The organism is Streptomyces cirratus, assembly GCF_014650775.1.
GTDB lineage: Bacteria > Actinomycetota > Actinomycetes > Streptomycetales > Streptomycetaceae > Streptomyces > Streptomyces cirratus.
Genome location: NZ_BMVP01000002.1, coordinates 355,250 through 381,195, shown reverse-complemented (window position 1 = coordinate 381,195; position 25,946 = coordinate 355,250). Strand labels below are relative to the sequence as shown.

At 73.5% G+C, this 25,946-nt stretch carries 23 protein-coding genes and 1 riboswitch; of the genes, 6 read left to right on the top strand and 17 right to left on the bottom strand.

The window, feature by feature from the left end:
* Positions 1 to 6: 6 nt before the first annotated feature.
* The 4 genes from IE207_RS06670 to glyA form a co-directional block, all read right to left on the bottom strand.
* The gene (locus IE207_RS06670; RefSeq protein ID WP_190183088.1) at positions 7 to 912 is read right to left on the bottom strand and encodes a YihY/virulence factor BrkB family protein; all 906 of its coding nucleotides are present in this window, start codon (positions 910 to 912) and stop codon (positions 7 to 9) included.
* A 166-nt stretch (positions 913 to 1,078) separates the two neighbouring features.
* The gene (locus IE207_RS06665; RefSeq protein ID WP_190183087.1) at positions 1,079 to 1,675 is read right to left on the bottom strand and encodes a 2'-5' RNA ligase family protein; all 597 of its coding nucleotides are present in this window, start codon (positions 1,673 to 1,675) and stop codon (positions 1,079 to 1,081) included.
* A gap of 125 nt (positions 1,676 to 1,800) precedes the next feature.
* A complete protein-coding gene (gene trpS, locus IE207_RS06660; protein WP_190183086.1) occupies positions 1,801 to 2,814 on the bottom strand; it encodes a tryptophan--tRNA ligase in 1,014 nt (337 codons plus the stop codon).
* A 355-nt stretch (positions 2,815 to 3,169) separates the two neighbouring features.
* Entirely contained in the window at positions 3,170 to 4,438 is a 1,269-nt protein-coding gene (gene glyA, locus IE207_RS06655; protein WP_190183085.1) for a serine hydroxymethyltransferase, read from the bottom strand.
* 34 nt (positions 4,439 to 4,472) lie between these two features.
* Positions 4,473 to 4,563: riboswitch (ZMP/ZTP riboswitch) on the bottom strand.
* Between the two features lie 109 nt (positions 4,564 to 4,672).
* Here glyA and rocD point away from each other — a divergent pair.
* Complete coding sequence (gene rocD / locus IE207_RS06650; RefSeq protein ID WP_190183084.1) at positions 4,673 to 5,878, top strand: ornithine--oxo-acid transaminase; 1,206 nt, start codon at positions 4,673 to 4,675, stop codon at positions 5,876 to 5,878.
* A gap of 11 nt (positions 5,879 to 5,889) precedes the next feature.
* Here the strand turns inward: rocD and IE207_RS06645 are convergent, their stop codons facing one another.
* Positions 5,890 to 7,080 carry a glutathionylspermidine synthase family protein gene (locus tag IE207_RS06645; protein ID WP_190183083.1) on the bottom strand — a complete coding sequence of 397 codons (1,191 nt, stop codon included), beginning with the start codon at positions 7,078 to 7,080 and terminating at the stop codon, positions 5,890 to 5,892.
* 14 nt (positions 7,081 to 7,094) lie between these two features.
* Positions 7,095 to 7,394 carry a hypothetical protein gene (locus IE207_RS06640; protein ID WP_190183082.1) on the bottom strand — a complete coding sequence of 100 codons (300 nt, stop codon included), beginning with the start codon at positions 7,392 to 7,394 and terminating at the stop codon, positions 7,095 to 7,097.
* Between the two features lie 126 nt (positions 7,395 to 7,520).
* On the opposite strand from IE207_RS06640, the gene IE207_RS06635 reads away from it, so the two are divergent.
* Positions 7,521 to 8,321, top strand: a complete 801-nt coding sequence (locus tag IE207_RS06635; protein ID WP_190183597.1) for a DMT family protein — start codon at positions 7,521 to 7,523, stop codon at positions 8,319 to 8,321.
* A gap of 1,223 nt (positions 8,322 to 9,544) precedes the next feature.
* On the opposite strand, the gene pdxR is transcribed toward IE207_RS06635, so the two are convergent.
* Complete coding sequence (gene pdxR, locus IE207_RS06630) at positions 9,545 to 10,957, bottom strand: MocR-like pyridoxine biosynthesis transcription factor PdxR (RefSeq protein ID WP_190183081.1); 1,413 nt, start codon at positions 10,955 to 10,957, stop codon at positions 9,545 to 9,547.
* A 46-nt stretch (positions 10,958 to 11,003) separates the two neighbouring features.
* On the opposite strand from pdxR, the gene IE207_RS06625 reads away from it, so the two are divergent.
* Positions 11,004 to 11,507: a carboxymuconolactone decarboxylase family protein gene (locus IE207_RS06625; protein ID WP_190183080.1), complete on the top strand. Its 504-nt coding sequence runs from the start codon at positions 11,004 to 11,006 to the stop codon at positions 11,505 to 11,507.
* 1 nt (position 11,508) lies between these two features.
* Here the strand turns inward: IE207_RS06625 and IE207_RS06620 are convergent, their stop codons facing one another.
* From IE207_RS06620 to IE207_RS06595, 6 genes are all read right to left on the bottom strand, one after another.
* On the bottom strand, positions 11,509 to 12,465 hold the full coding sequence (locus IE207_RS06620; RefSeq protein WP_190183079.1) for a serine/threonine kinase C-terminal domain-containing protein: 957 nt from the start codon (positions 12,463 to 12,465) through the stop codon (positions 11,509 to 11,511).
* Positions 12,466 to 12,468: 3 nt separating this feature from the next.
* Positions 12,469 to 12,870: a hypothetical protein gene (locus tag IE207_RS06615; RefSeq protein ID WP_190183078.1), complete on the bottom strand. Its 402-nt coding sequence runs from the start codon at positions 12,868 to 12,870 to the stop codon at positions 12,469 to 12,471.
* A complete protein-coding gene (locus IE207_RS06610; protein ID WP_190183077.1) occupies positions 12,860 to 14,590 on the bottom strand; it encodes an AbeC-like domain-containing protein in 1,731 nt (576 codons plus the stop codon). The genes IE207_RS06615 and IE207_RS06610 overlap by 11 nt, the downstream gene beginning before the upstream one ends.
* 137 nt (positions 14,591 to 14,727) lie before the next feature.
* Entirely contained in the window at positions 14,728 to 15,717 is a 990-nt protein-coding gene (locus tag IE207_RS06605) for a malate dehydrogenase (protein WP_190183076.1), read from the bottom strand.
* A 275-nt stretch (positions 15,718 to 15,992) separates the two neighbouring features.
* Positions 15,993 to 16,451, bottom strand: a complete 459-nt coding sequence (locus IE207_RS06600) for a DUF3017 domain-containing protein (RefSeq protein ID WP_308433559.1) — start codon at positions 16,449 to 16,451, stop codon at positions 15,993 to 15,995.
* Positions 16,452 to 16,455: 4 nt separating this feature from the next.
* Entirely contained in the window at positions 16,456 to 17,316 is an 861-nt protein-coding gene (locus tag IE207_RS06595) for a bifunctional methylenetetrahydrofolate dehydrogenase/methenyltetrahydrofolate cyclohydrolase (RefSeq protein ID WP_190183074.1), read from the bottom strand.
* 269 nt (positions 17,317 to 17,585) lie between these two features.
* Between IE207_RS06595 and IE207_RS06590 the strand changes: the two genes are divergently transcribed.
* On the top strand, positions 17,586 to 18,332 hold the full coding sequence (locus IE207_RS06590) for an RDD family protein (RefSeq protein ID WP_190183073.1): 747 nt from the start codon (positions 17,586 to 17,588) through the stop codon (positions 18,330 to 18,332).
* Positions 18,333 to 18,411: 79 nt separating this feature from the next.
* On the opposite strand, the gene purH is transcribed toward IE207_RS06590, so the two are convergent.
* Both purH and purN read right to left on the bottom strand, forming a co-directional pair.
* Positions 18,412 to 20,007: a bifunctional phosphoribosylaminoimidazolecarboxamide formyltransferase/IMP cyclohydrolase gene (gene purH, locus IE207_RS06585; RefSeq protein ID WP_190183072.1), complete on the bottom strand. Its 1,596-nt coding sequence runs from the start codon at positions 20,005 to 20,007 to the stop codon at positions 18,412 to 18,414.
* A complete protein-coding gene (purN, locus tag IE207_RS06580) occupies positions 20,004 to 20,627 on the bottom strand; it encodes a phosphoribosylglycinamide formyltransferase (RefSeq protein ID WP_190183071.1) in 624 nt (207 codons plus the stop codon). Before purN ends, purH begins: the two co-directional genes overlap by 4 nt.
* A 231-nt stretch (positions 20,628 to 20,858) precedes the next feature.
* Here purN and IE207_RS06575 point away from each other — a divergent pair, with 231 nt between their 5' ends.
* Positions 20,859 to 21,398 (top strand): hypothetical protein, encoded by a 540-nt coding sequence (locus IE207_RS06575; RefSeq protein WP_190183070.1) that lies wholly within the window; start codon positions 20,859 to 20,861, stop codon positions 21,396 to 21,398.
* 289 nt (positions 21,399 to 21,687) lie between these two features.
* On the opposite strand, the gene IE207_RS06570 is transcribed toward IE207_RS06575, so the two are convergent.
* The gene (locus IE207_RS06570; RefSeq protein ID WP_190183069.1) at positions 21,688 to 23,292 is read right to left on the bottom strand and encodes a cell division protein PerM; all 1,605 of its coding nucleotides are present in this window, start codon (positions 23,290 to 23,292) and stop codon (positions 21,688 to 21,690) included.
* Positions 23,293 to 23,411: 119 nt separating this feature from the next.
* On the opposite strand from IE207_RS06570, the gene IE207_RS06565 reads away from it, so the two are divergent.
* Positions 23,412 to 24,968, top strand: coding sequence for a helix-turn-helix domain-containing protein (locus tag IE207_RS06565; protein WP_190183068.1), 1,557 nt, complete (start codon positions 23,412 to 23,414; stop codon positions 24,966 to 24,968).
* 85 nt (positions 24,969 to 25,053) lie between these two features.
* Here the strand turns inward: IE207_RS06565 and sucD are convergent, their stop codons facing one another.
* Positions 25,054 to 25,944, bottom strand: a complete 891-nt coding sequence (sucD, locus tag IE207_RS06560; RefSeq protein WP_190183067.1) for a succinate--CoA ligase subunit alpha — start codon at positions 25,942 to 25,944, stop codon at positions 25,054 to 25,056.
* Positions 25,945 to 25,946: the final 2 nt, after the last annotated feature.

Here is a 25,946-nt window from a genome sequence, read left to right as displayed (position 1 = left end):
CGGCCGTCAGAGCTGCTTCGCCGCGGGCCCGTCGTGCTCGTCGCCCGGCTGCCCGGCGCGGTCGTCGCCCCGGGCGGCCGTCCACGCGGCGCAGAACAGCAGCAGCTTGGCCGTGAAGTTGATCCAGAGCAGCAGGGCGATGGGCACGCCGAAGGCCCCGTACATGCTCTTCCCGGCGACCTCCCGTATGTAGCCGCTGAGCAGCAGTTTCAGCAGCTCGAAGCCGGCCGCGCCGATCAGGGCCGCCTGGATCAGGCGGCCGCGCGGCGGCTGGACCCCGGGGAGCAGCGTCAGGAGGTAGAGCAGCAGCAGGAAGGCGGCGAGGACGCCGACGAGGAAGGCGCCCGTCCGCAGGACAGCGCCGCCCGCGCCGTGCTGCGGGACGCCGAGCAGGTTGCCGAACTTGCCGACCGCGCTGGAGCCGACGATCGAGGCGGCGGCCGAGGCCAGGACCGCGCCGCCGAGGCCGAGCAGTACCAGCGCGTCCTTGCCCTTGCGGACGACGGGGTTGCCCTGGTCCTCGTCGTCCTTGCGCCACACGGCGCGCAGGCAGTCCCGCATCGAGCCGACCCACCCGATGCCGGTGAAGAGCAGCAGGCCGCCCGCCACGAGTCCGACGGTGCCCGCGTTCGCGACGAGTGCGTTGAGGTCGAGCTGGTCGGAGATGCCGGGGACCTGCTGGGCGAGGGTCTTCTGGAGCCGGTCCAGCTGCTCCTGGCTGAGGAGCGCCGCGCCGACGGCGGCGGCCACCGTGATCAGCGGGAACAGCGCGAGGAAGCTGATGAAGGTGATCGCGGCGCCGAGCCGGGTCCAGTGGACGCGGTCGAGCCGTTCGTACGAGTGCCAGGCGTGCGTCCGCATCAGGACGGCCACCAGCGGCCCGATCACCGGGATCTTCGTCAGCCAGTCCATGGGGTCACCGTAATTGGGATGCCGTAAATGGCCGGAATTGCACCACTTTGGTACTACGGTCGTCGATTGTGACTTTTCGCCAAGCGCACTCGATGGGGCGTCCGTTTCACGCCCTTGTCCTACGGAGGCTCAGGTTCCGCACGTTCCAGGCCCTGCGGCCCCTCCGTCAGGAGCGCCGTATGACCGCCTCGGCCGCCTCGTTCGCCGGGGAACCCGACTGCGTGGGGAGGCCCGCCGGGCCGGGCCCGAAAGGGTACTCGCGCAGCTTCCGCCAGACGCCGTCCGAGCCCTGCTCGTAGAGCGCGAACCCCTCGCACAGCCACTCGGCGCAGTAGTCGGCCAGCGCGGCGAACGCCAGGTCCATCGCTTCCTCGGAGATCCCGTGGGCGACGGTGACGTGGGGGTGGTACGGGAACGCCAGCTCGCGCTCCAGCGGCCCCTCGGGGTCGCGGAGCCGGCCCTGGAGGAGGGTGCAGCCGTAGCCACCCTCCACGACCTTGACGAAGACGACCGGCGAGAGCGGGCGGAAGGTTCCCGTGCCCTCCAGCCGCATCGCGAAGGCGCGGAAGCCCGCCGCGACCTCGGCGAGGTGGGCCCGGATGGCCGGGAGCCGGGCGGCGTCGACCTCGGTGGGCGGGACGAGGGTGACGTGCGTGGGGATGCCGTGCGCGGCGGCGTCCCCGAAGCCCGCGCGCAGCTCCTGGAGGCGGCTGCCGTACGGCTCCGGGACCGCGATCGAAACGCCGAGCGTTACGGTCCCCACGTTTGTCTCCTCCGTCTGTCGCTTGCGTCCGTCGCTTGCGTCCGCCGCTTGCGTCTGTCCCCCGATGGGGTGCTGCCGCCTCAGTGTGGCGGCACCACCCCCCGGACCGCCAGCGCTCTCGTCGGTCAGTGCTTGGCGGGCAGGAAACCGAGCCGGTCGTACGCCTGGGCCAGGGTCTCGGCGGCGACCGCGCGGGCCTTCTCCGCGCCCTTGGCCAGGATGGAGTCCAGCGTCTCCGGGTCGTCCAGGTATTCCTGCGTCCGCTGGCGGAACGGTGTGACGAAGTCGACCATCACGGCGGCGAGGTCCGTCTTGAGGGCGCCGTACCCCTTGCCCTCGTACGAGGCTTCCAGGGCCGGGATCGACTCGCCCGTGAGGGTGGAGTAGATCGTGAGCAGGTTGCTGACGCCGGGCTTTTCCGCCGTGTCGAAGCGGATCTCGGCCTCGGTGTCGGTGACCGCGCTCTTGATCTTCTTCTCGGTGACCTTGGGCTCGTCGAGGAGGTTGATCAGGCCCTTGGGGGACGACGCGGACTTCGACATCTTGCTGGCCGGGTCCTGGAGGTCGTAGATCTTCGCGACCTCCTTGACGATGTGCGCGGCGGGCAGCGTGAAGGTCGGGCCGAACCGCTGGTTGAAGCGCTCGGCCAGGTCGCGGGTGAGCTCGATGTGCTGGCGCTGGTCCTCGCCGACGGGGACGGCGTTCGCCTGGTAGAGCAGGATGTCAGCGACCTGGAGGATCGGGTACGTGAACAGGCCGACGGTGGCGTTGTTGACGCCGCCCTTGGCGGACTTGTCCTTGAACTGGGTCATCCGGCTGGCCTCGCCGAAGCCGGTGATGCAGTTCATGACCCAGCCGAGCTGCGCGTGCTCGGGCACGTGGCTCTGGATGAAGAGCGTGCAGCGCTCGGGGTCCAGGCCGGCGGCGAGCAGCTGCGCGGCGGAGAGCCGGGTGTTCGCGCGGAGGTCCTTCGGATCCTGGGGCATGGTGATCGCGTGCAGGTCGACGACCATGTAGAAGGCGTCGTGCGTTTCCTGCAGGGCGACGTACTGGCGGATGGCTCCGAGGTAGTTCCCGAGGTGGAACGAACCGGAGGTGGGCTGGATGCCGGAGAGCGCGCGAGGACGATCAGAAGCCATGGGTCCATTCTCTCAGGTGCGGGGGCGGGCTCGGGCCCGCCGCTGGCCGGAACCTTCCGGGGCCGCACCCCCGCCGCTGCGGGCCCGCCCCGGTACCGGGCAGTAGCGCCCCGGCCGAATCCCGCCCCGTCCGAGCGACCGCTTTTCCTGCCTCGCCGGCACAGCCCAGCCTCGTGGGGGCACCTCCCAGCGGTAGCCGGGGGCGTTTGAGGCGCGGGTCCGGGCAGAGCCCGGTGCGCGGCGGAGCCGGGTTCCCTGGGGCTCCGCCCCGGACCCCGCGCCTCAAACGCCGGCGAGGCCGAGAGGTGGCGGACGCCGTCCGGCAGGCCGGGGCGCACCCGCCGGGACGGGGGGGTCAGGAGAGGGGCAGGCCCGGGGCCGGGAAGGTGGAGAGGAGGGACGAGACCTCGCCGCGGATCGCGGTCAGCGTCCGCTCGTCCGCGGAGCCGGCCGCGGCCACCGCGCGGGAGATCCAGTCCGCCACCACCGGCATGTGCTCCACCGACAGCCCCCGCGAGGTCAGCGACGGCGTCCCGAGCCGGATCCCCGACGGGTCGAACGGCTTGCGCGGATCGAACGGCACCGTGTTGTAGTTCACCACGATCCCCGCCCGGTCCAGTGCCTTCGCCGCCACCTTCCCGGGCACCCCCCGCGAGGTCAGGTCCACCAGGATCAGGTGGTTGTCCGTACCCCCCGACACCAGGTCGAACCCGCGCTCCAGCAACGCCGCGGCCAGCGCCTTCGCATTGGCGACGACCGCGTGCGCGTACGTGACGAACGCCGGCTGCGCCGCCTCGTGCAGGGCCACCGCGATGCCCGCCGTCGTCTGGTTGTGCGGGCCGCCCTGGAGACCCGGGAAGACCGCCTTGTCAATCGCCTTCGCGTGCTCCTCCCGGCACATCAGCATCGCGCCGCGCGGTCCGCGCAGGGTCTTGTGGGTGGTCGTGGAGATGACGTCCACGTGGCCCGCCGGGCTGGGGTGCGCCCCGCCCGCGATCAGGCCCGCGATGTGCGCCACGTCCGCGACCAGGATCGAGCCCGCCTCCTTGGCGATCGACGCGAAGGCCCCGAAGTCGATCGTGCGCGGCAGCGCGGTACCACCACAGAAGATGATCTTCGGCCGCTCGGCGAGGGCGAGCTCGCGGACCGCGTCGTAGTCGATGCGCCCGGAGTCGGCGCGGACCCCGTACTGCACGCCCCGGAACCAGGATCCCGTCGCCGAGACGCCCCAGCCGTGCGTGAGGTGCCCGCCCATCGGCAGGGCCATGCCCATCACCGTGTCGCCCGGCTCCGCGAAGGCCAGGTACACGGCGAGGTTCGCCGGGGAGCCGGAGTACGGCTGCACGTTCGCGTGGTCCACGCCGAACAGGCCCTTGGCCCGCTCTACGGCGAGGGCCTCGACGCGGTCGATGTTCTGCTGGCCCTCGTAGTAACGGCGGCCCGGGTAGCCCTCGCTGTACTTGTTCTGCAGGACGGTGCCGGAAGCCTCCAGCACTGCCGCGGACACGTAGTTCTCGCTCGGGATGAGGCGGAGCGTCTCCGCCTGGAGGGTTTCCTCGGCCGCGACGAACGACGCCAGCTCGGGGTCGGTCGCGGAAAGGGCGGGATGGCGGCGCGCTGTCATGGCGGTCCTCCGGGGTCGATGTCTGGTCTCGTCCCCGCGAGGCCCAGGCGAGCGGCCCTGTGTGCGGTCCTGCCCGCACGACTCCCCCGGAGTCGTTTCCCCGTGCGCCAGTCGCCGTGCGTGCGGCCCACCTTAGCGGGCGCGCCACGAGAAAGGTTTCTCCGTCCGGTATACGAGCGAACATGGAAAGTGACGCCACCCTCGTCGACTGCCTGACGGACGATCGGAGACCCCGTGTCGAAGACTGCTGATGCCATCCGCACCGCCGACGCGCACAGCGCGCACAACTACCACCCGCTCCCCATCGTCGTCTCGTCGGCGGAGGGCGCGTGGATGACCGACGTGGAGGGCCGCAGGTACCTCGACATGCTCGCCGGCTACTCGGCGCTCAACTTCGGTCACGGCAACCGCCGTCTGATCGACGCCGCCCGCGCCCAGCTGGAGCGGGTCACGCTCACCTCCCGCGCCTTCCACCACGACCGCTTCGCGGACTTCTGCACCGAACTCGCCGCCCTGTGCGGCAAGGAGATGGTGCTGCCGATGAACACGGGCGCGGAGGCGGTGGAGACGGCGGTCAAGACCGCCCGCAAGTGGGGCTACGAGGTCAAGGGCGTCCCGGACGGTCACGCCAAGATCGTCGTCGCGGCCGACAACTTCCACGGCCGGACCACCACCATCGTGTCCTTCTCGACGGACCACGAAGCCCGCGACCACTTCGGGCCCTACACCCCCGGCTTCGAGATCGTCCCGTACGGGGACCTCACCGCGCTCTCCCACGCCCTGACCCCGAACACCGTGGCCGTCCTGCTGGAGCCGATCCAGGGCGAGGCGGGCGTCCTCGTACCCCCGGCCGGCTACCTCCAGGGCGTACGGGAACTCACGCGCGAGCGGAACGTCCTGTTCATGGCGGACGAGATCCAGTCGGGCCTCGGCCGTACCGGCGAGACCTTCGCGTGCGCGCACGAGGGGGTCGTGCCGGACGTGTACGTCCTCGGCAAGGCGCTGGGCGGCGGCGTCGTCCCCGTCTCCGCCGTCGTCGCCGACCGGGACGTGCTCGGGGTGTTCCGGCCCGGCGAGCACGGGTCCACCTTCGGCGGGAACCCGCTGGCCTGCGCCGTCGCACTGGAGGTGATCGCGATGCTGCGGACCGGCGAGTTCCAGCAGCGCGCCACCGAGCTCGGCGACCACCTGCACCGGGAACTGAACCTGCTGGTGGGCGGCGGCGCCGTGACCGCCGTACGGGGGCGCGGCCTGTGGGCGGGCGTCGACATCGACCCGGCGCACGGCACGGGCCGGGAGATCTCCGAGAAGCTGATGGAGCTCGGGGTGCTGGTGAAGGACACCCACGGCTCGACCATCCGGATCGCCCCGCCCCTGGTGATCAGCAAGGAGGACCTGGACTGGGGCCTGGACCAGCTCCGCACGGTGCTGGCGGTCTGACGGCCCGGCCGCTACAGGATGACGTGGGGCAGGAAGCGGGCGTACTCGTCCGTGACCGGCCCCGCCGATTCCCTGATGCCCAGCCCCGCCGCCTCCTCCTCGACGACCCACGCGCCGAGCACCACCCGGTTGCCGTCGAAGTCCGGCAGCGGGGCCAGGCCCTGGAAGACGTACGTCTCGCCCTCCTCCGGCGCGAACGGTGCCCCGCCCACCGGGTGCAGGGTGACCCCCGCGCCCTCGCGGCCCAGCAGCGGCTTGGCCGCGTACCCGGTGGTGTCCGCGAGCTCGCGCGGCCCGACGAGGTAGGCGGGCAGCAGGTTCGGGTGCTCGGGGAACAGCTCCCACAAGATCGCCAGCAGCGCCTTGTTGGCGAGGAGCATCTTCCACAGCGGCTCGATCCAGCAGGTGCTGCCGGAGCCGCCGCCGTGGTCGTACGTGTCGAGGACCTGCGGGCCGAATGCGTCCCCGGCCAGCCACTCCCACGGGTAGAGCTTGAAGCAGCTGCGGATGAAGCGCAGCCTGTCGTCCACGAACCGGCCGGACAGGCTGTCCCAGCCGATCTGTTCCACCGACAGGGCGTGCGTGGCCAGTCCCGCCTGCTCGGCGGTCTCCTTGAGGTAGGCGACCGTCATCAGGTCCTCGCCCAGCTCGTCGGTCTCGGAGTGCGCGAAGTGGACGGGCCCGGGCGGCAGCAGCTCCGCCTGCCGGCGCCACGCTTCGACGAGGCGCTCGTGCAGGGAGTTCCACTGGTCGGCGCCGGGGAAGCGTTCCTCCATCCAGAACCACTGCGGGCTCGCCGCCTCGACCAGGGAGGTGGGGGTGTCTGCGTTGTACTCCAGCAGCTTGGCGGGCGCTCCGGAGTCGTCGTAGCGCAGGTCGAAACGGCCGTACAGGGACGGCTGTTCCGCGCGGCGCCGCCAGGACTCGGCGATACGGGCGGCGAGCCGGGGGTCCTTGATGCCGAGGTCCGCGAAGCGTTCGTGCTCGACGATGTGGGCGGCCGCGGCGAGGCACATGGCGTGCAGTTCCTCGACGACGTTCTCCAGCGCCTCGACCTCGGGGAGGGAGAAGGAGTAGTACGCGCTCTCGTCCCAGTAGGGGCGCAGGGAGTCGTCGGGGTAGCGGGTCAGGGGGTAGATCAGGCCCTGTTCCTCGACGGTCTTCTGCCAGTCGGGGCGGGGCTCGATGGTGTGCCGCTTCACGTGGCCGCCTTTCCTCAGCCGCCGCTGGAGCCGCTGTGGCCGCCGATGCCGCCGCGGGTGACGGCGGACTTGTCGAAGCTGCCGCCCTTGACCTTGCCGCTGCTGGTGCTGCCGCCGTAGTAGTACGCGCCGTGGCCGCCGCTCCTGCACTCCTTCTCGTTCAGCTTCTGCAAGGTGGCGCGGTCGGCGCAGCGCTTGTCGGGCTCGCTGCTGCCGCAGGCCACGAGGGTGGCGGCGAGCAGGCCCATGCCGCCGAGGGCGACGGCGCCGGAACGCATGCGGCGCCGGGTGGTGGTGGTGTCGGTGGTGTCCATGTACGGGTTCGCTCCCCCTGGGTGGCGTTGGCCGACAGCCTAGAGCGGGGTGGCGGGGGGACGGAATCCGGCCGTCGTCACGCCCTCGTCACGACGCTGGCCTACAGTCTGTTCGTGCTGATTGGGATGGTTTGCGCGCTGGGTGCGGCGGTCTGTTTCGGGACGGCGTCGGTCCTGCAGGCGGTGGCCGCGCGGGCGGCGGAGCCGGGGACGGGGTCCGGGGTGGATGCGGCCCTCCTGCTGCGGGCGGTGCGGCAGTGGCGGTACGTTGCGGGGCTGGGCCTGGACGCGATGGGGTTCGTCCTCCAGATCGTGGCGCTGCGGCACATCCCCATCTACGTGGTGGGCGCGGCGCTCGCGGCCAGCCTGGCGGTGACGGCGGTGGTCGCGGCGCGGCTGATGCGGGTCCGGCTGAGCCGGGCGGAGTGGGGGGCCGTCGCGGTGGTGTGCGGGGGGCTGGTGATGCTGGGGCTGTCCTCGGGCGAGGAGGGCACGGAGACGGGGCCGCCCGCGCTGCGGGCGGCGCTGCTGGGGGTGGCGGCGCTGGTGCTGGTCGCCGGGGCGGCGGCGGGCCGGCTCCCGGGCCGCGCCCGGGCCCTGGCGCTGGGCCTGGCGGCGGGGACCGGCTTCGGGGTGGTGGAGGTGGCGGTCCGCCTCATCGACGGCCCGGACCTCGGCAACCCGGCGGTGTACGCGCTGCTGTTGGGCGGGGGCGCGGCGTTCTTGCTGCTCACGTCGGCGCTCCAGCGGGGGTCGGTGACGGCGGCGACGGCGGGGATGGTGCTGGGCGAGACGCTCGGCCCGGCGGCGGTGGGCGTGGCCTGGCTCGGGGACAGCACCCGCGAGGGCCTGACGTGGCTGGCCGTCCTCGGCTTCGCGGTGGCGGTCGCGGGCTCCCTCGCCCTTGCGCGCTTCGGCGAACCGTAGCCCTGGCCGGGCGTTTCACCCGCCCCCGCGGGGGCGGCCGAGCCGCCGGGCGGGGTCGCTGCGCGGTCCCCCGCGGGGGTGGCCGGCCCGCGGGGCGGGGTCGGTGCGCGTTCCCCCGCGGGGCTGCCCGGCCCGCGGGGCGGGATCGCTGCCCGGCCCCCCGCGGGGCTGCCCGAGCCGCCGGGCGGGATCGCTGCCCGGCCCCCCGCGGGGCTGCCCGAGCCGCCGGGCGGGATCGCTGCCCGGCCCCCCGCAGGGGCTGCCCGAGCCGCCGGGCGGGGTCAGGGTTCGCCTCAAACGCCGGCGGGGCTGGAGGTGGGGGCCGGGGCCGGGCGTGCGGTGGGGTGTTGTCCGGGGCGGGCATGATTTATGGCGCCCGTTCGGCGTAGGCGAAGTGGAGCCCCCCGGCGGCCACAAATCACGTTTTAGCCCCGGTCAACACCCCACCACACCCCCGACCCCGGCCCGGTGAGTGGGAATCTGATCGTCACGACCGGTGGGCCGGGGGTGGGGGCGGCTTGTCTCCCCGGCGGGGCAGACATGTCGGCCGGGGGTGGGGACTGGTCGTCTCCCCGGCGGGGTTGGACGTGTTGGTCGGGGGTGGGGGCGGGGTGGGGGGTTGGACGGGGCTAAAACGTGATTTGTGGCGCGTAGGGCCCGCGCTTCTCGGACTCGGGGTCGGCGCCATAAATCATGCCCGCCCCGGACGACCCCCCACCCCGCCCGCGCCCCCGGCACCCCGCCCAGGCGCAGCCACTCCCAGCCTCGCCGGCGTTTGAGGCGAAAACCCACCCCGCCCGGCGAGCCGGGCCACCCCCGCGGGGGACCGCACAGCGACCCCGCCCGGCGAGCCGGGCTACCCCCGCGGGGGACCGCGCAGCCACTCCGCCCGGCGGGCCGGGCCACCCCCGCGGGGGACCGCACACCCACCCGGCCAGGGCACCGGCCTCGCCGGCGTTTGAGGCGAAACCCACCCCGCCCGGCGGGCCGGGCCACCCCCGCGGGGGACCGCGCAGCCACTCCGCCCGGCGGGCCGGGCCACCCCCGCGGGGGACCGCACAGCGACCCCGCCCGGCGAGCCGGGCTACCCCCGCGGGGGACCGCGCAGCCACCCCGCCCGGCGGGCCGGGCCACCCCCGCGGGGGACCGCACAGCGACCCGGCCAGGGCACCGGCCCCGGCACCGGCCCCGGCACCGGCCACCCGCAAAGCACCCGGCCAGGGTCACGGCAATGCCGACAAGAGCGCCGAGAGCGTCGGTGACCACGCGCTGTCCGGGGGGTTGCCGTAGCCGACCACCACCGCCTCCCGCGGTGGCAGGTCCGAACCGGGGTGGCGGAAGGCCGACAGGCCCTCCAGGGCCAGGCCCTGCCCGGCCGCCGCCTGGAGCACCGGCCGTTCCATGCCCCGCGCGAGGTCCAGGACCACGTGCAGCCCCGCCGCGATACCCGCGACCCCCGTCACCGACGCCCGGTCGGACACCGCCCCGACGACCGCGTCCCGGCGCCTGCGGTACCGCGTCCGCATCCCCCGCACGTGCCGGTCGTACGCCCCCGACCGGATGAACTCGGCCAGCGTCAGCTGCTCCACCGCGCCGGAGGTCCAGTCGGTGTGCCCCTTCGCCGCGAGCACTTCCTCCAGCAGCGCGTCCGGCACCACCATCCAGCCCATCCGCAGCCCCGGCGCCAGGGACTTGCTCGCCGTACCCAGGTACACCACCCGGTCCGGGTCCAGCCCCTGGAGCGCGCCGACGGGCTGGCGGTCGTAGCGGAACTCCCCGTCGTAGTCGTCCTCCAGGATCAGGCCGCCCGTGGTCCTGGCCCAGTCGACCGCGGCCGTCCGCCGCTCCGGCGTCAGCGCGACCCCCGTCGGGAACTGGTGCGCGGGGGTGAGCAGTACCGCGCCCACCGCCTTGCCCGGCAGCTCGTCGGTCCGCGCCCCGGCCCCGTCCAGCCGCAGCGGGCGCGTCCTCAGGCCGGCCCCCGTGAGCAGCTCCCGGTGCACGCCGAGGCCGTACCCCTCCACCGCCACGTCCCGTACCCGCCGCCCCCGCAGCACCTTCGACAGCAGCATCAGCCCGTGCGCGAACCCCGCGCACAGCACGATCCGTTCGGCGTCCGCGTACACGCCGCGCGCCCGCGCCAGGTACCCGGCCAGCGCCTCGCGCAGCTCCACCCGGCCCCGTGCGTCCGCCGCGTAGCCGAGCGCCTCGTTCGGGGCGTCCGTGAGCGCCCGCCTGGTCGCCGCCGCCCATGCCGCGCGCGGGAAGCCGCCCAGGTCCGGCGAGCCGGAGACCAGGCTGTACGCGGGCCCCCGGCGCGCGGGATGGCGTACTCGGGCGGCGGGCGCCGGCGCGGTGCGGCGCGCCCTGGCCCGCTCCGCCACCCGGGTGCCCGACCCCTGGCGGGCCGTCAGCCAGCCCTCGGCGACGAGTTCCGCGTACGCCTCCGCGACCGTGTTCCGGGCGACGGCCAGGTCCGCGGCGAGGGACCGCGAGGACGGCAGCCGGGTCCCGGGAGCCAGCCGCCCGCTGCGCGCCGCCTCGCGCAGGGCCTCCGTCAGCCCGGCCCGCAGGCCCCTTCCGGCTGCGAGGTCGAGGTGCAGGTCGGCGCCGAAAGTGGCCCAGGATTCCGTCATGGATGTGGACCATATCGGCGGGCTGCCCTCGCCCTACGGTGGGGACATGACGACGACGAACGAAGCCACGGGTTACGCCCCCGAAGAGCCCGCCCGCCTGAACTGGTACAAGCACGCCCCCGAGGTCTACAAGGCCATGGTCGCCCTGGAGATCGCCTCCAAGAAGGGCCTGGACCCGGTTCTGACCGAGCTGGTCAAGACCCGCGCCTCGCAGCTCAACGGCTGTGCGTTCTGCCTGGACATGCACACCAAGGACGCCCTGGCGGCCGGTGAGCGCGTCGAGCGCCTCGTCCAGCTCTCCGCCTGGCGCGAGTCCCGGCACTTCTACACCGGGAAGGAGCTGGCGGCGCTCGAACTGACGGAGTCGGTGACGGTCCTGACGAACGGTTTCGTTCCCGACGAGGTCTACGCGACCGCTGCCAGGCAGTTCGAGGAGCCCGAGCTGGTCCAGCTGATCGCCGTGATCACGACGATCAACGCCTGGAACCGGTTCGGCGTCACCTGCCGGCTGGTCCCGGGGCACTACAAGCCGGGCTCGCTCGCGCACTGAATCACCCGGGCCGGAAGGCCTCCAGCGCCGCCGTGTGGTGCCTGAGGGTGACCGTCCAGTCGGCGGCCGGGCCGGCGGTCAGGACGGCCCACTTGGCGCCGTCCTGGGTGCGCGAGACCCGTTCCACGCCCCGGCGCCGGCCGTGCGACTCCACGCTGTCGTACTCGTAGACCAGCTCCGCGGCGTCCCCGGACCCGGGGACCCGGCCGACCCGGATCTCCTCGTAGCCCGAGGTACGGGCGCGCAGGTCGGCGGAGGCGCCTTGGACGGCTGCGAGCGGGGTGAGTTCCGCTTCGCTGACGCGGAAGATCTGGAGCAGCGACGTCCGGTCGGGTGAGCGGTAGAAGACGCCGCTCTCGGCGTCCTCCCGGACCCAGCCGACGGGCACGGCGATGGTGAACCCCTTGGGATCCCGGACGCTCTCGTGGGCGCCGTCCGTACTGGGGCCGGTGCTCGCGGACGGGCTCCCCGCGGGGCTCCCGGACGACGGGCCGGGCGGCGGCTGCGATCCGGATGCGCCGCCGTCCACCGGGGCGCTCGACGCCGACGCCCCCGCGTGCGGGGCGGGCTGCCCGGAGCCGCGCTCGACGAACCAGACGGCGGCCGCTCCGATCGCGAGGGCGGCCACCGCGATGCCGGCCGTGGTCGGCGTCAGCCACCGCCCGCCCGGCCCCTCGGGGCGCGGGGGCCCCGGCGGTACGGGCGGCGGTGGCGGCGGGCCGGGCAGCAGGTGCGGGTCGTACGGCGGCGGCACCGGCGGCAGGCCCCCCTCGTACACCGGCGGCCGGCTCCCGTCGTAGGCCTGCGGCGCGGCCGGCGCCAGCGGGTCGTACGCCGGCGGTGCCTGCGGCGGCGGGGCGGCGGACGGGCCCGCGGCCGGGGTATCGGCTGGGGCGTCCCACACCCAGCGCTGGGTGCGCGCGTCCCAGCGGGGTGCGCCCTGCGGCTGCGGGGCCACGGCTCAGCCCCCCAGCGAGATCAGCAGCTCGCCCAGCGCGGTCGCCGCACTGACCGACTCCACCAGCGGGGCCCAGCGCTCCAGCGCCCCGCGCAGCCGGGCGGCGAGCCCGGGCCGGATCTCCCGTGCCGTCTCCAGTTCCTCGGCTGCGCCGTCCAGTTCGGCGTCCAGCGCCGACCGGTCCTCGCCCCGCGGCAGCCGTACGAGGGCCGCGCGCAGCTCCAGTACCGCGTCGAGCAGCACCTGCGGTGTGGGGGCTTCGGCGGCCGCGCCCCCGTGCCGGACCGTGTTGGTGTTGTTGCTGCCACCGATGCTGAACGCGCTGCCGGTGATGTCGCCGAGCGTTACGGACGGCTCCGCCGGGCCGCCACCCGTGGTTCCCGCGTTGCTCCCGTCAGTTGCCACCGCTGCTCCCCTTGCCCTTGCCGCTGTTGTGGTGACCGGTGTTGGTGTTGTTGCTGCCGCCGACGCTGAACGCGCTGCCGTTCACCGACTGGATGAACACCCCGCCTTCGGCGACGTTGACGGCGCGTTGCGCGAACTCCTCGGTGTGCCAGCCCGCTTCGTGCAAGGCGACGATAATGCCGCCGACGACCCGGTCCTGAACGGTTTTCAGGAAGCGGTCCAAGTCCATGAGGTGGAACAGCGACCCGTTGTCCTCGGAGGCGAGTTCGCGCACCGACAGGCGCGGCCCCTCGGTCCGGGCGCCGCCGTGGCCGCCGGTCACGATCCGCCACCAGCTCGCCAGTCCCCGGCCCAGGGTGGTGACGGAGGCCGCGATGGAGCCGGGGGTCTGCCGCAGCGCCCCGACCGCTTTCCCGAAGCCGTTGTTGTTGCGGTAGCGCTGGGCGTCGGCGTCCGCGTTGTGGAAGGCGACGTCCACGGGGAGCAGCACGTGCGGTGCCACTTCCAGCATCATCATGCCGCCCTGGGTGTGGACCCGTACGAAGACGGTGACGACGAGGTTCTCGTCCCAGCCGCCCACCCGGACGCGCAGGAAGTGCCTGCGGCGCTCGCCGCCCTCCTCGACGGCGGCGGCCCGCTGCTGCGCGTACTGGGCGTGGATGGCCTGGGCGGCGTCACGGTGGGGCAGCCCGTTGGCGGGCAGGAACACGCACTCGTCGACGACGAGTTCCCGCAGCCGGTCGCCGACGGCGGCCTCGGCGTCCGGGGAGCCGTGCGGCGAGGGCACCCGCAGCCGCTCCAGCAGGGGCACGATCTCGGATACGAGGTGGGCGTTGGTGACCGGCGTCGGTTTGCGGTCGGGGCCCAGGTCCTCGCGCGGGCGCAGTTCGACGGAGAGCTGCCAGGGCCGGTAGGGGTCGCCCGCACCGCAGAACGGGTCGTTGACGTCGTACATGATCACCGGCGCGTGCTGCTCGGCCCGGATGCGGGCGCGCACGCGCTGGAAGCGCACACCGGGGGCCGCTTCGGCGGGGTCGCCGGCGTGGTCGGCGTAGCGGCGCTCGTTGAGGTCGGTGGCGATGGTCCGGAAGACGTGGCCGCGCTGGAGGCCCACGACGACGACCACGGCGGCGAAGACCACGGGCACCCACCACAAGACGGCGGTGGCCGCCGCGGTGTCCCCGAAGGACGGCGTGAAGAACAGGGCGCCGGGGCCGCCCGAGTCGCCGATCAGGCTCATCAGGGCGAATCCGCCGAAGGCGAGGAAGAGCAGGGTGAAGGCGAGCATCACGAAGACGTAGACGCGCAGGATCACGGCCAGCACCCGCAGCAGCGGGGTGTTCCGGCCGCGCAGCCAGTCGGCGAGGCTCAGCAGGAGGAAGGGGACGAGCAGCAGCATGAGGGCGCCGCCGGTGAGGAGGGAGCCGACGAACCAGGCTCCGAGCACCCCGGCCGCCCAGCCGAGTTCGGCGCGGCGGGCGCGCAGCGCGTGGGCGAGCACCCGGGAGGCGTCGAAGCCGTAGGAGGGGGCGACGATGCGCTCCTCGTGGACGTAGAGCTCGTCGATGACCCGGTCGCGGAATCCGGCGTCGAGGTAGGTACCCGCGCACAGGAACCGGCCGGCCTCGCTGAGCGAGGGGTGCACCGGCGGGCGGCCGGCGCGGGGATCGCCCCAGCCGGCCTGACCGGTCGGCTGGCGGGGAATCGGGGTCTCGGTCACCGACCGACCTTAGGTTCCCCCTACATCGCGCGACAGGCCGAATCGCGCCAAAACGCCCCGACCAGGTTTGGCCGGGGCGCTTCGTCGTTCGTACTGGTTCGAACGGGCCGGGCCGCTCGGCGGCCGGGCCCGGCCGGTCAGATCAGGCCGAGCTCGCGCACCGCGTCGCGCTCCTCGACCAGCTCCGCCACGGACGCGTCGATGCGCGCACGGGAGAACTCGTTGATGTCCAGGCCCTGGACGATCTCGTACTTGCCGTCCTTGGTGGTGACGGGGAACGAGGAGATGATGCCCTCGGGGACCCCGTAGGAGCCGTCGGAGGGGACACCCATCGAGGTCCAGTCGCCGGCGGCGGTGCCGTTGACCCACGTGTGGACGTGGTCGAGGGCCGCGTTGGCGGCGGAGGCGGCCGAGGACGCGCCACGGGCCTCGATGATCGCGGCGCCGCGCTTGGCGACGGTCGGGATGAAGGTCTCGGCGAGCCACTGCTCGTCGTTGACGACCTCGGCGGCGTTCTTGCCGGCGATCTCCGCGTGGAAGATGTCCGGGTACTGGGTCGCCGAGTGGTTGCCCCAGATGGTGAGGCGCTTGATGTCGGTGACGGCGGCGCCGGTACGGGCGGCCAGCTGCGAGATCGCGCGGTTGTGGTCCAGGCGGGTCATCGCGGTGAACCGCTCGGCCGGTACGTCCGGGGCGGCGGCCTGCGCGATGAGCGCGTTGGTGTTGGCCGGGTTGCCCACGACCAGGACCTTGATGTCGTCCGCGGCGTGCGCGTTGATCGCGGCGCCCTGCGGCTTGAAGATGCCGCCGTTGGCGGAGAGCAGGTCACCGCGCTCCATGCCCTTGGTGCGCGGGCGGGCGCCCACGAGCAGCGCGACGTTGGCACCCTCGAAGCCCTTGTTCGGGTCGTCGAAGATGTCGATGCCGCGGAGCAGCGGGAAGGCGCAGTCGTCGAGCTCCATGGCGGTTCCCTCGGCGGCCTTCATGCCCTGGGGGATCTCGAGGAGCCGGAGCTTGACCGGCACGTCCGCGCCGAGGAGGTGACCGGACGCGATGCGGAAGAGCAGCGCGTAGCCGATCTGGCCGGCGGCGCCGGTGACGGTGACATTCACGGGAGTGCGGGTCATGGCCTTCTCCGTTAGACAGCTGGCGGTGGGGCGTCCCCGCCCCATGTGCTGGAGGACGCCGCTTCCCTGTCCTTGCGAATCTTGACGTGAAGAGACATCCGCGGTCAGGCTATCCGACCCCGGAGGCGGCTAACCCACAGGCCCGTGTGGTGCGTGGCACACGGACCCGGATGTTCGAAGGCCGGACGCCCGCCCGAGCCCCGATTTCCGCGCGGCACGCGCGGCCGACGGACCGGCGCGGCTGGCGGACCGGCGCGGCTGAGCGACCGGCGCGCCTAACGGACCGTGAAGCGGACCGCCGTCTCCAGGAACGGGATGTTCAGCCCATGGGGCGGCATCATCAGCGCGCACAGCGTGATGGCCACGCCGAGCACCCCGTACGTCAGCAGGTCCGTGAACCGGGAGCGGACGGCGAGCATCCCCACCGACGGCAGCACGCGCCGCATCACGGCGGCCGCGATCAGCGCGATCCCGATGATCAGGCAGCCCACCCGTGGGTGACCCGTCGCCGTCGCCAGCAGCCCGGCCGCGGTGGCGGCGAGGACGCTGAGCATCGGCCACTGCCGGGCGGGCGCCGGGGCGTCCCCGGGAGCGGCCCGGCCCCCGCCCTCGGGGCGGGCGGTGTCCCGGGTGACGGAGGGGAACCGGCGGGACTTGGGGGCCTCGGCAGACGCCCCTTCGCCCCCGCCTCCGGCAGGCGCCCCTTCGTCCTCGCCCTCGGCGGGGCCGGTCACGTGCTCAACCCGCACTGGTGGTCCGTTCCGCCGCCTCGACGACATTGACGAGCAGCTGGGCGCGGGTCATCGGGCCGACGCCGCCGGGGTTGGGCGACAGCCAGCCCGCCACCTCCGCGACGCCCGGGTGCACGTCGCCGACGATCTTCCCGTTCTCGTCGCGGCTGACGCCGACGTCGAGCACCGCCGCGCCCGGCTTCACGTCTTCCGGCTTGACCAGGTGCGGGACCCCGGCGGCCGCGACGATGATGTCCGCCTGCCGCAGCAGGCGCGGCAGGTCGCGGGTGCCGGTGTGGCACAGCGTGACGGTGGCGTTCTCGGACTTGCGGGTCAGGAGCAGCCCGATGGAGCGCCCGACGGTGACGCCGCGGCCCAGGACCACGACGTGCGCGCCGTTGATCTCCACGCCGTGGTGACGCAGCAGCGCCACGATCCCGTACGGGGTGCAGGGCAGCGGGCCAGGCTCGTTGAGCACCAGCCGGCCGAGGGACATGGGGTGCAGTCCGTCGGCGTCCTTGAGCGGATCCATCAGCTCCAGGACGCGGTTGGTGTCGATGCCCTTGGGGAGGGGGAGTTGCACGATGTAACCCGTGCACTCCGGGTTCTCGTTGAGTTCCCGGACGACCGCCTCGATGTCCTCCTGGGAGGCGGTGGCCGGGAGTTCGCGCTGGATGGAGGCGATGCCGACCTCCGCGCAGTCCTTGTGCTTGCCGTTGACGTACCAGCGGCTGCCCGGATCGTCGCCGACCAGCAGGGTGCCGAGGCCGGGGGTGACACCCCGGTCTTTCAGCGCCGACACGCGGGCGGTCAGCTCGGACTTGATCGCGGCTGCGGTGGCCTTGCCATCGAGAATCTGGGCGGTCATGCTCCCATCCTCCCGGATGGAGCGGTCCCGGTTCCACTCAAGGCGCCCGGCGGGTGCCTCGCGGCCCCCCGTACCGTCTTGGTCATTTCATTGCACTTGCACAACAAGTCCCGGCCCGTGTGCGAACCGGCTGGACAATCCCCCTGCGCCGGGACCACGATGACGGACAATGAGTGCCGCGGGCAGTGCCGGGGGGTGGACCGCAAAACGCAGTGTTTCCTCCGAAAGTGCCGTGCGTCCCCGCACTTCCACGGAGGAACAACCCCAAGATGAGCTTCGGCGACCCGAACAACCCGTACGGACAGCAGCAGCCCCCGCAGCCCCCTCAGGGCCAGCCCGGCTACGGCTACCCGCAGCAGGCGCCCCAGGGCATCCCCCCGCAGGGCCAGCCCGGCTACGGCTACCCGCAGCAGCCCGGGCAGCCGCCGTACGGTGCGATGCCCCCGGCCCCCGGCACGCTCCAGGCGAACAACGGCTACATCAACGTGGCCGGGCTCGGCACCGTCGAGGTCGCCACGATGGGCCGCCGCTTCGGCGCCCGTCTGATCGACGGCCTGGTCATCGGTGTCCTGTACTCGATCCTCAGCGCGATCGGTGTCGCGAGCGCCTTCGGTGCGTCGAAGAGCATCAAGGACTGCACCGGCATGGACTACGCGTCGTCCGCGTACCAGAGCTGCGTCAACGAACAGGCCCAGGCCGCCGGCGGCGTGATCGCCACCTTCTTCGGCGTCATCCTCGTCTTCTTCGTCGCCACCCTGCTCTACGAATGGCTGATGATCGCGTTCGTGGGCGCGACGGTCGGCAAGCTGGCGCTGGGCCTGAAGGTCGTCAAGGAGAACACGGGCCAGGTTCCGGGTGTCGGCGGCGGCTTCATCCGCTGGATCATCCCCATGGTCGGTGCGTTCCTCTGCGGCATCGGCCAGCTCCTGGTCTACCTCTCCCCCTTCTTCGACAACTCCGGCAAGCTGCAGGGCTGGCACGACCGTGCCGCCGGCACGATCGTCGTGAAGAAGTAGGCAGCGGTACCGCTCAGAACACGGCGAAGGCCGCGCTCCCCGGACGGGGGGCGCGGCCTTCGCCGTGTGCGGGATCCGCTCAGTGGAAGAAGTGCCGGGTACCGGTGAAGTACATCGTCACGCCGGCCTTCTGCGCGGCCTCGATGACCAGCTCGTCACGGACCGAACCGCCCGGCTGCACGACGGCCTTGATCCCGGCCGCCGTCAGGATCTCCAGCCCGTCCGGGAACGGGAAGAAGGCGTCGGAGGCCGCGTACGAGCCCTGCGCGCGCTCGGCGCCGGCCCGCTCGACCGCGAGCTTCGCGGAGTCGACCCGGTTGACCTGGCCCATGCCGACACCCACCGAGGCGCCGTCCTTGGCCAGCAGGATCGCGTTGGACTTGACGGCCCGGCAGGCCTTCCAGGCGAAGGCGAGCTCGGCCAGCTCGTCGGCGGAGAGGGCCTCGCCGGTGGCCAGCGTCCAGTTCGCGGGGTCGTCGCCCTCGGCCTGGAACACGTCCGACTGCTGGAGCAGCGCGCCGCCGGAGACGGGCTTGAGGTCACCCGGCTGGTGCGGGGTGCCGTCGACCTTCAGGACGCGGATGTTCTTCTTCTTGGCCAGGATCTCGACCGCGCCGTCCTCGTAGCCGGGGGCGGCGATGACCTCGGTGAAGATCTCCGCGACCTGCTCGGCGAGCTCGACGGTCACCGGGCGGTTGACGGCGATGACACCACCGAACGCCGAGAGCGGGTCACAGGCGTGCGCCTTGCGGTGGGCGGCGGCGACGTCCGCGCCCACGGCGATCCCGCACGGGTTGGCGTGCTTGATGATCGCGACGCACGGCTCGTCGTGGTCGTAGGCGGCGCGGCGGGCCGCCTCGGTGTCCACGTAGTTGTTGAAGGACATCTCCTTGCCGTGCAGCTGCTCGGCGTTGGCGATCCCGCCCGGCTGCCCGTCCGTGTAGAGGGCGGCGGCCTGGTGGGGGTTCTCGCCGTAGCGGAGGGTGGACTTGCGCTGCCAGGCGCCGGCCAGGAACTCGGGCAGGACGGCCTCGGGCTCGGGGGCGTAGTCGCCCGTGAACCAGGAGGCGACGGCCACGTCGTAGGCGGCGGTGTGCTGGAAGGCCTCGGCGGCGAGCCGCTTGCGGGCGGTCAGGTCGAAGCCGCCGCCCCGGGCCGCGGTGAGGACGTCGGCGTACCGCTCGGGGCTCGTCACGACGGCGACCGAGGGGTGGTTCTTGGCGGCGGCGCGGACCATCGAGGGGCCGCCGATGTCGATCTGCTCGACGCACTCGTCGGGGGTGGCACCGGACAGGACGGTGGCGAGGAAGGGGTAGAGGTTGACGACCACGAGGTCGAACGGCTCCACGCCCAGCTCGGCCAGCTGGCGCCGGTGGTCCTCCAGGCGCAGGTCGGCCAGGATCCCCGCGTGCACGCGGGGGTGCAGGGTCTTGACGCGGCCGTCCAGGCACTCGGGGAAGCCGGTGAGCTCCTCGACCTTGGTAACGGGCACGCCGGCCGCGGCGATCTTGGAAGCGGTGGAGCCGGTGGAGACGAGCGCGACGCCCGCCTCGTGCAGGCCGCGGGCCAGCTCTTCCAGTCCCGTCTTGTCGTAGACGCTGATGAGCGCACGACGGATCGGCCGCTGGGTCGTGGTCGGGTCGTTGCTGCTGTCTGCGGTCTCTACGGCGGTCACTGGATTGTTACCTTTCGTCCCTCAATGCGGTAGCCGTGCCGGGCCAGGCGCCCCACGACGTCGACGAGCAGCGTGCGCTCGACTTCCTTGATGCGCTCGTGAAGAGCGGCTTCCTCTTCCCCGTCCCGGATCTCGACGACACCCTGGGCGATGATGGGGCCGGTGTCCACGCCGCCGTCCACGAAGTGGACCGTGCAGCCGGTGACCTTGGCGCCGTAGGCGAGGGCGTCGCGGACGCCGTGCGCGCCCGGGAAGGCGGGCAGCAGGGCGGGGTGGGTGTTGATGAACCGGCCGCCGAAACGGTCCAGGAACTCCGGTCCGACGATCTTCATGAACCCGGCGGAGACCACCAGGTCCGGCTCGTGGGCGGCGGTGGCCGCGGTGAGCGCGGCGTCCCACTCCGCGCGGGTGGCGTACGCCTTGACCGGGCACACGAAGGTGGGGATCCCGGCCTTCTCGGCGCGCTCCAGGCCGACGATGCCGTCGCGGTCGGCGCCGACCGCGACGACCCGGGCGCCGAAGCCCTCGGGGCCTTCGGGGTGGGCGTCGATGGCGTCGAGCAGGGCCTGGAGGTTCGTGCCGGAACCGGAAACCAGCACGACCAGGCGAGAGGCGGCCATGGGAGGCCCTTTCTTGGGGGGCATCGCTTGCACTTGTACGGTCATACGAAACTCCGGGTCCCCGATATACGGGGAACCATACGAAGCGGCGGACCGCCTGCAACGATACCGGCACACGGGACCGCCCCCGGGGGACGGGGGCACGGCCGGGGGGTAGCGTGAGGCGGCGCGACGTGTCTCACACCGACGCGCCGACGCCACGCCCACGACACAGGGGAAGTAACGCACTCGATGCCGGACCGCCGTCAGCCCGACTCCTCGACCGACGACAACCCCTTCGCGGCGCCCCCCGAGGGCAGGCCCGACGAGCCGTGGCAGCCGCGCGGCGTCACCGGCGCGGGTGGCCCCGGCGGCCCCGGCCAGGACCCGTCCCCCGAGGGCCCGGCCCGCTGGGACCCGACGGACCCGCTCCAGCGCCGGGCCCGCTACGCGGTGTTCGCGGGCATGTGGGGGTTCTTCTTCGGCTTCTTCGGAATCCCGTCGGTGGGCCTGCTGCTGGGCGCGCTCGCGCTGTACTGGGGCGTCAGCGCCCTGCGCGCCGGCGTCGACAACCTCGGCCCGGCGGCCCGGCCCCAGCGCACGGCGGCGATCAGCGGCCTGGTGACGGCGACGCTCGCGCTGCTGCTGGCGGCGAGCTCGTACGCGGTCCAGCTGGCGTACAAGGACTTCTACGTCTGCCGCGACGACGCCCTGACGCGCACGGCCGAACTCAAATGCAACACGCTCCTCCCGGACAACCCGATCGGCAAGATCCTCAAGGTCCGCCAGTAACGGGCGTCCAGCCGCGCACTCCAGCCCCGGGGGCGCACCTTCCAGCCCCGCCGGCGTTTGAGGCGTCTCCCAGCCCCGGCGCCGCACCTTCCTGCCCCGGGGGCCGCACTTTCCAGCCCCGGGGGCGCACCTTCCAGCCCCGCCGGCGTTTGAGGCGCGGGGGTCCGGGGGCTGGCCCCCGGCAGCGGCGCCGCACCCGCCCAGCCCGGGGGGGGGCCGCACTTCCAGCCCCGCCGGCGATTGAGGCGCGGGAGCCCGGGGGCGGGCCCCCGGCAGCGGCGCCGCAGCCTCAGACCGTCGGCCGCCGCGACAGCACCCGCGCCCCGGACACCCCCGGCACCAACTCCGCCGCCGCAACCGGCGCACCGCCCACCGCTCCCGACGGCACGTCAGCACCCTCACCCGGCTCCGCCGCAGCCGCAGACGCAACCGCCACCACAGCTCCCGGCTCCGCCGCAGGCGCCACCGCCACCGCAGCCGCAGCCGCAGCCGCAGCCGCCACCCCCGGCGCCACCATCGGCACGGCCGCCTCCCGCAACGCCGCCCACCGCAACTCCCGCACCCCCGAGTCGTGCCACTCGTCCGCCGCTTCCACCGCCCCCGCCCCCCTCACCGGCCGCACCCGCCACCCGTGCACCGCCACAGCCACCGGCACGGCCAGCACCACCGCCCACGCCACCGCCGCGCCCCCCACCTGCCACCACACCGGCCCGAACCGCACCAGCTCCCGCGACCCCAGCGGCCCCGCCGCCACTGCCGCGAGTCCCGCCATCAGCACCCCGCACACCACCGCCCCCAGCACCGCCGTCCACGCGGTCTCCCCGTACGAGACCTCCCGCGCCCTCCGCACCGCGAACCACCCCACCGCCAGCCCCGCCACCACCGGCACGGCGAACGCCGCCCACGTCAGCGGCGTCCCCGCCCCCACCCCCGGCAGCGCCGCCAGCAGCGGGAACCTCGGCAGCGCCGCATGCGATCCGACGGAGCCGAACGGTGTCGCCGTCGCCCCCGCGCCCAGCGCGAAGCCCGGCCCCAGACCGTAGGCCGCACCCCACACCATCGCGTTCGGGATCAGCGTCACCGCCAGCAGCAGCACCGCGAACCGCCCCGACCACACCCCGGTCAGCCCCAGGAACGACCCCCGCACCTCCGCCCCGTGCCACACCAGCGACGCCCCGACCAGCAGCACGCCACCGCCCACCAGCACCAGCGCCCCCGCCGCGCCCGAACGCAGCGCCAGCTCGTAACGGGGGCGCGCGATGACCCTCCGTACGCCCCCCGCCACCCAGCCCGGCACCCACTGCGGGAACTCGCCGAGCGGCCTCCCCCGCGCCGCCCACACCCCGCTCGCCGCGGCCAGTACGGCCACCAGCGGCACGTGCCACGCCGCGCTCAGCGGGTCGGCCGGCATGGGACCGACCGAGGCGTAGACCGTCGCCAGCGCCCCGACGCCGAGGTACCCGCAGGTCACCGCCGAGAACACGACGCCGGCCGGCAGCACCTCGTCGTCGCCCGGACCGTCCACCGGGCCGCCGCCCGAGGCACTGCCCAGCCGCGCGGCCCGCCGCATGAGCAGCACCGGCAGTGCCACCAGCAGCAACGGCGTCACCCCGACGGGTGCGGGCACCCCCGACAGGGTTTCGTAGCGGACGAGTTCGGTCCCGTGGGCGAGCAGCCACAGCCCGGCCGCGAGGTGCAGCGCGCCGCCGGGGCCGCTGTCGGGATAGGGGGAGCTGATCCACAGCACGATCACGAGCACGGCCAGGAAGCCGAGCCCCAGTCCTGCGGCCACGGCGCCGCCCAGCACGCACGCGGCGGCCGCCGGCGAACGGCGCCGCACGGCGGCCTGCGGGGCCGCAGGCAACGAGGTACCGCGTTCGGTCACTTGGGTCACCCCGCCATGGTGCCAACGACACGCGCTATGGGTGGGTAACAGGCGAATGTCCGTGGTGTCGCCCAATATACGTTTATGTACTTTTTCGCGCAGAGCTACCGGGTCGCGGGGAGAGTGGCATGACACAAGGCGTCGGAACGACCTCCGCCTCGGGGGAGGCCGACCTCCCTTCCCCCCAGGAACGCCGAAGGCTGCGCGAATCCGCCGAACTGACGCACGGTGAGGTGGCGGCGGCCGTCGGGGTCAGCCCTTCCACGGTCCGCTCGTGGGAGACCGGACGGACGCACCCGCGCGGCCGCAAGCGCAAGGCCTACGCCCGTTTCCTCACCCGGCTCGCGGCGTCCACCGCCCCCGCCGAGCCCGAGGCCCCGCCCCCCACCGCCGAGGGCCCCGCCCCGCAGACCTCCACCCCACAAACCCCCGCCAAACGAACCCCGGCCGCGCAAACCCCCGCCGCGCAGACCCCCGACCCCGCAGGCCCTGGGGCCCCGACCCCCACCGCCTCCGAAGGCGCCGCCACCCAGACCCGGTCCCCCGCCGGGGTCTCCAACGCCGCAGCCCCGAACGCCGACTTCCCCGGAGCCGCGAAAACCGCCGGCTCCGGTGCCGTACGGGTCTCCCCGGCCCCGGCGCGGCCCATCAGCTCCCGCAAACGGCCCAAGGCGGCGCCGAAGCGGGCCCCCAAGCCACCGGCCGGCTCTTCGCGCCACGAGGCCAAGACCCCCGTCAAGCGCGCCGGAGGCAACCACACCCCCCTACCCCCGGAGTCCCGGCCCGAGCCCGAACCCGACACCCCCACGGCCGAGGCCGGGGCCGAACCCGGCGCCGCTGCCGAGCCGCAAGCCCCCGTCGATCCCGGCCCCCTGAGTCCCGCTCAGGTGTTCGATGCCCTGCACGCCTACGCCGCCCCGGCGCTCGTCCGCCAGGCGTACCTGCTCACCGGCCGCCGCTCCCTCGCCCTGGAGGCCGTGGACAAGGCGTTCCTCCAGGCCTGGGCGCGCTGGCCCGAGGTCGCCACCGACCCGGACCCGGTGGGCTGGGTGCGCGCGGCCACGTACGAGTACGCCCTCTCCCCCTGGCACCGGTTCCGCCGGGCCTTCCGCCACCCCGACAAGGCCCCGGCCGAAGCCGCCGACCGGATCACGATGGACGCCCTGCTCGCGCTGCCGACCGCGTACCGCCGCGCGGTCCTGCTCTACGACGGCGTCGGCCTCGACCTCCCCGACACGGCCGCCGAGATCGAGGCGTCGACGCCCACCGCGGGCCTGCGCCTCCTGAACGCGCACGCGGCGCTCGTCGCCCGTATCCCCGAGCTGGCCGGCCTGCCGCCCGGGCAGCGGTCCGCCCGGCTGCGCGAACGCATGGGCTCGGTCCGTCCGGCCGTCTCCCTCGAACCGCGCCCGGCGGCCGCCGTACGCACCTCCTGCGAGCGCCGCTCCCGCGCGCTGAGCCGGGCGGCGCTCGGGCTGACGGCGGTGATCGCGGTGGCGACGGCGTACACGGCGACCACGTCGCCGACCCACTACATCCCGCCGCTCGCGCCGGGTTCGAGCGTCTCCGGGGTCCCGCCGCTCAGCGGTCCCCAGCGGTTCACCGAACAGAGCAAGGAGCTGCACGACAGGCTCCGCTCCGATCCGGCGGCCGGCCCGGCCCGCCTCGCACCGAAGGTCGAGTGAGCCGGGGCGCTCACACGGCGAAAACGGGCGTGGCCCGCACCCGAGAGGGGTGCGGGCCACGCCCGTAGGCACGTACGGTGACTGCTTACTGAGCGGCGTTCAGGATCTCGCGCGCCAGCTTGGCGGTCTCGGTCGGCGTCTTGCCGACCTTCACGCCCGCGGCCTCGAGGGCCTCCTTCTTGGCCTGTGCGGTGCCGGAAGAACCGGAGACGATGGCGCCGGCGTGACCCATGGTCTTGCCCTCGGGGGCGGTGAAGCCCGCGACGTAGCCGACGACCGGCTTGGTGACGTTCTTCGCGATGAAGTCCGCCGCACGCTCCTCGGCGTCGCCGCCGATCTCGCCGATCATGACGATGAGGTCGGTCTCGGGGTCCGCCTCGAACGCCGCGAGGGCGTCGATGTGCGTGGTGCCGATGACCGGGTCGCCACCGATGCCGACGGCGGAGGAGAAGCCGATGTCACGGAGCTCGTACATCATCTGGTAGGTCAGCGTGCCGGACTTCGACACGAGACCGATGCGGCCGGGCTTGGTGATGTCGCCCGGGATGATGCCGGCGTTGGACTGGCCGGGGGTGATCAGACCCGGGCAGTTCGGGCCGATGATCCGGGTCTTGTTGCCCTTGGCGGTCGCGTACGCCCAGAAGGCGGCGGAGTCGTGCACCGCGATGCCCTCGGTGATGACGACGGCCAGCGGGATCTCGGCGTCGATGGCCTCGACGACGGCGGCCTTGGCGAAGGCCGGCGGGACGAAGAGGACGGAGACGTTGGCGCCCGTCTTCTCCATCGCCTCGGCGACGGAGCCGAAGACCGGGACCTCGGTGCCGTCGAAGTCGACGCTGGTGCCGGCCTTGCGCGGGTTCACGCCGCCGACGATGTTGGTGCCGTCAGCCAGCATCAGCTTGGTGTGCTTCATGCCCGTGGCACCGGTCATGCCCTGGACGATGACCTTGCTGTCCTTGTTGAGGAAGATAGCCATGT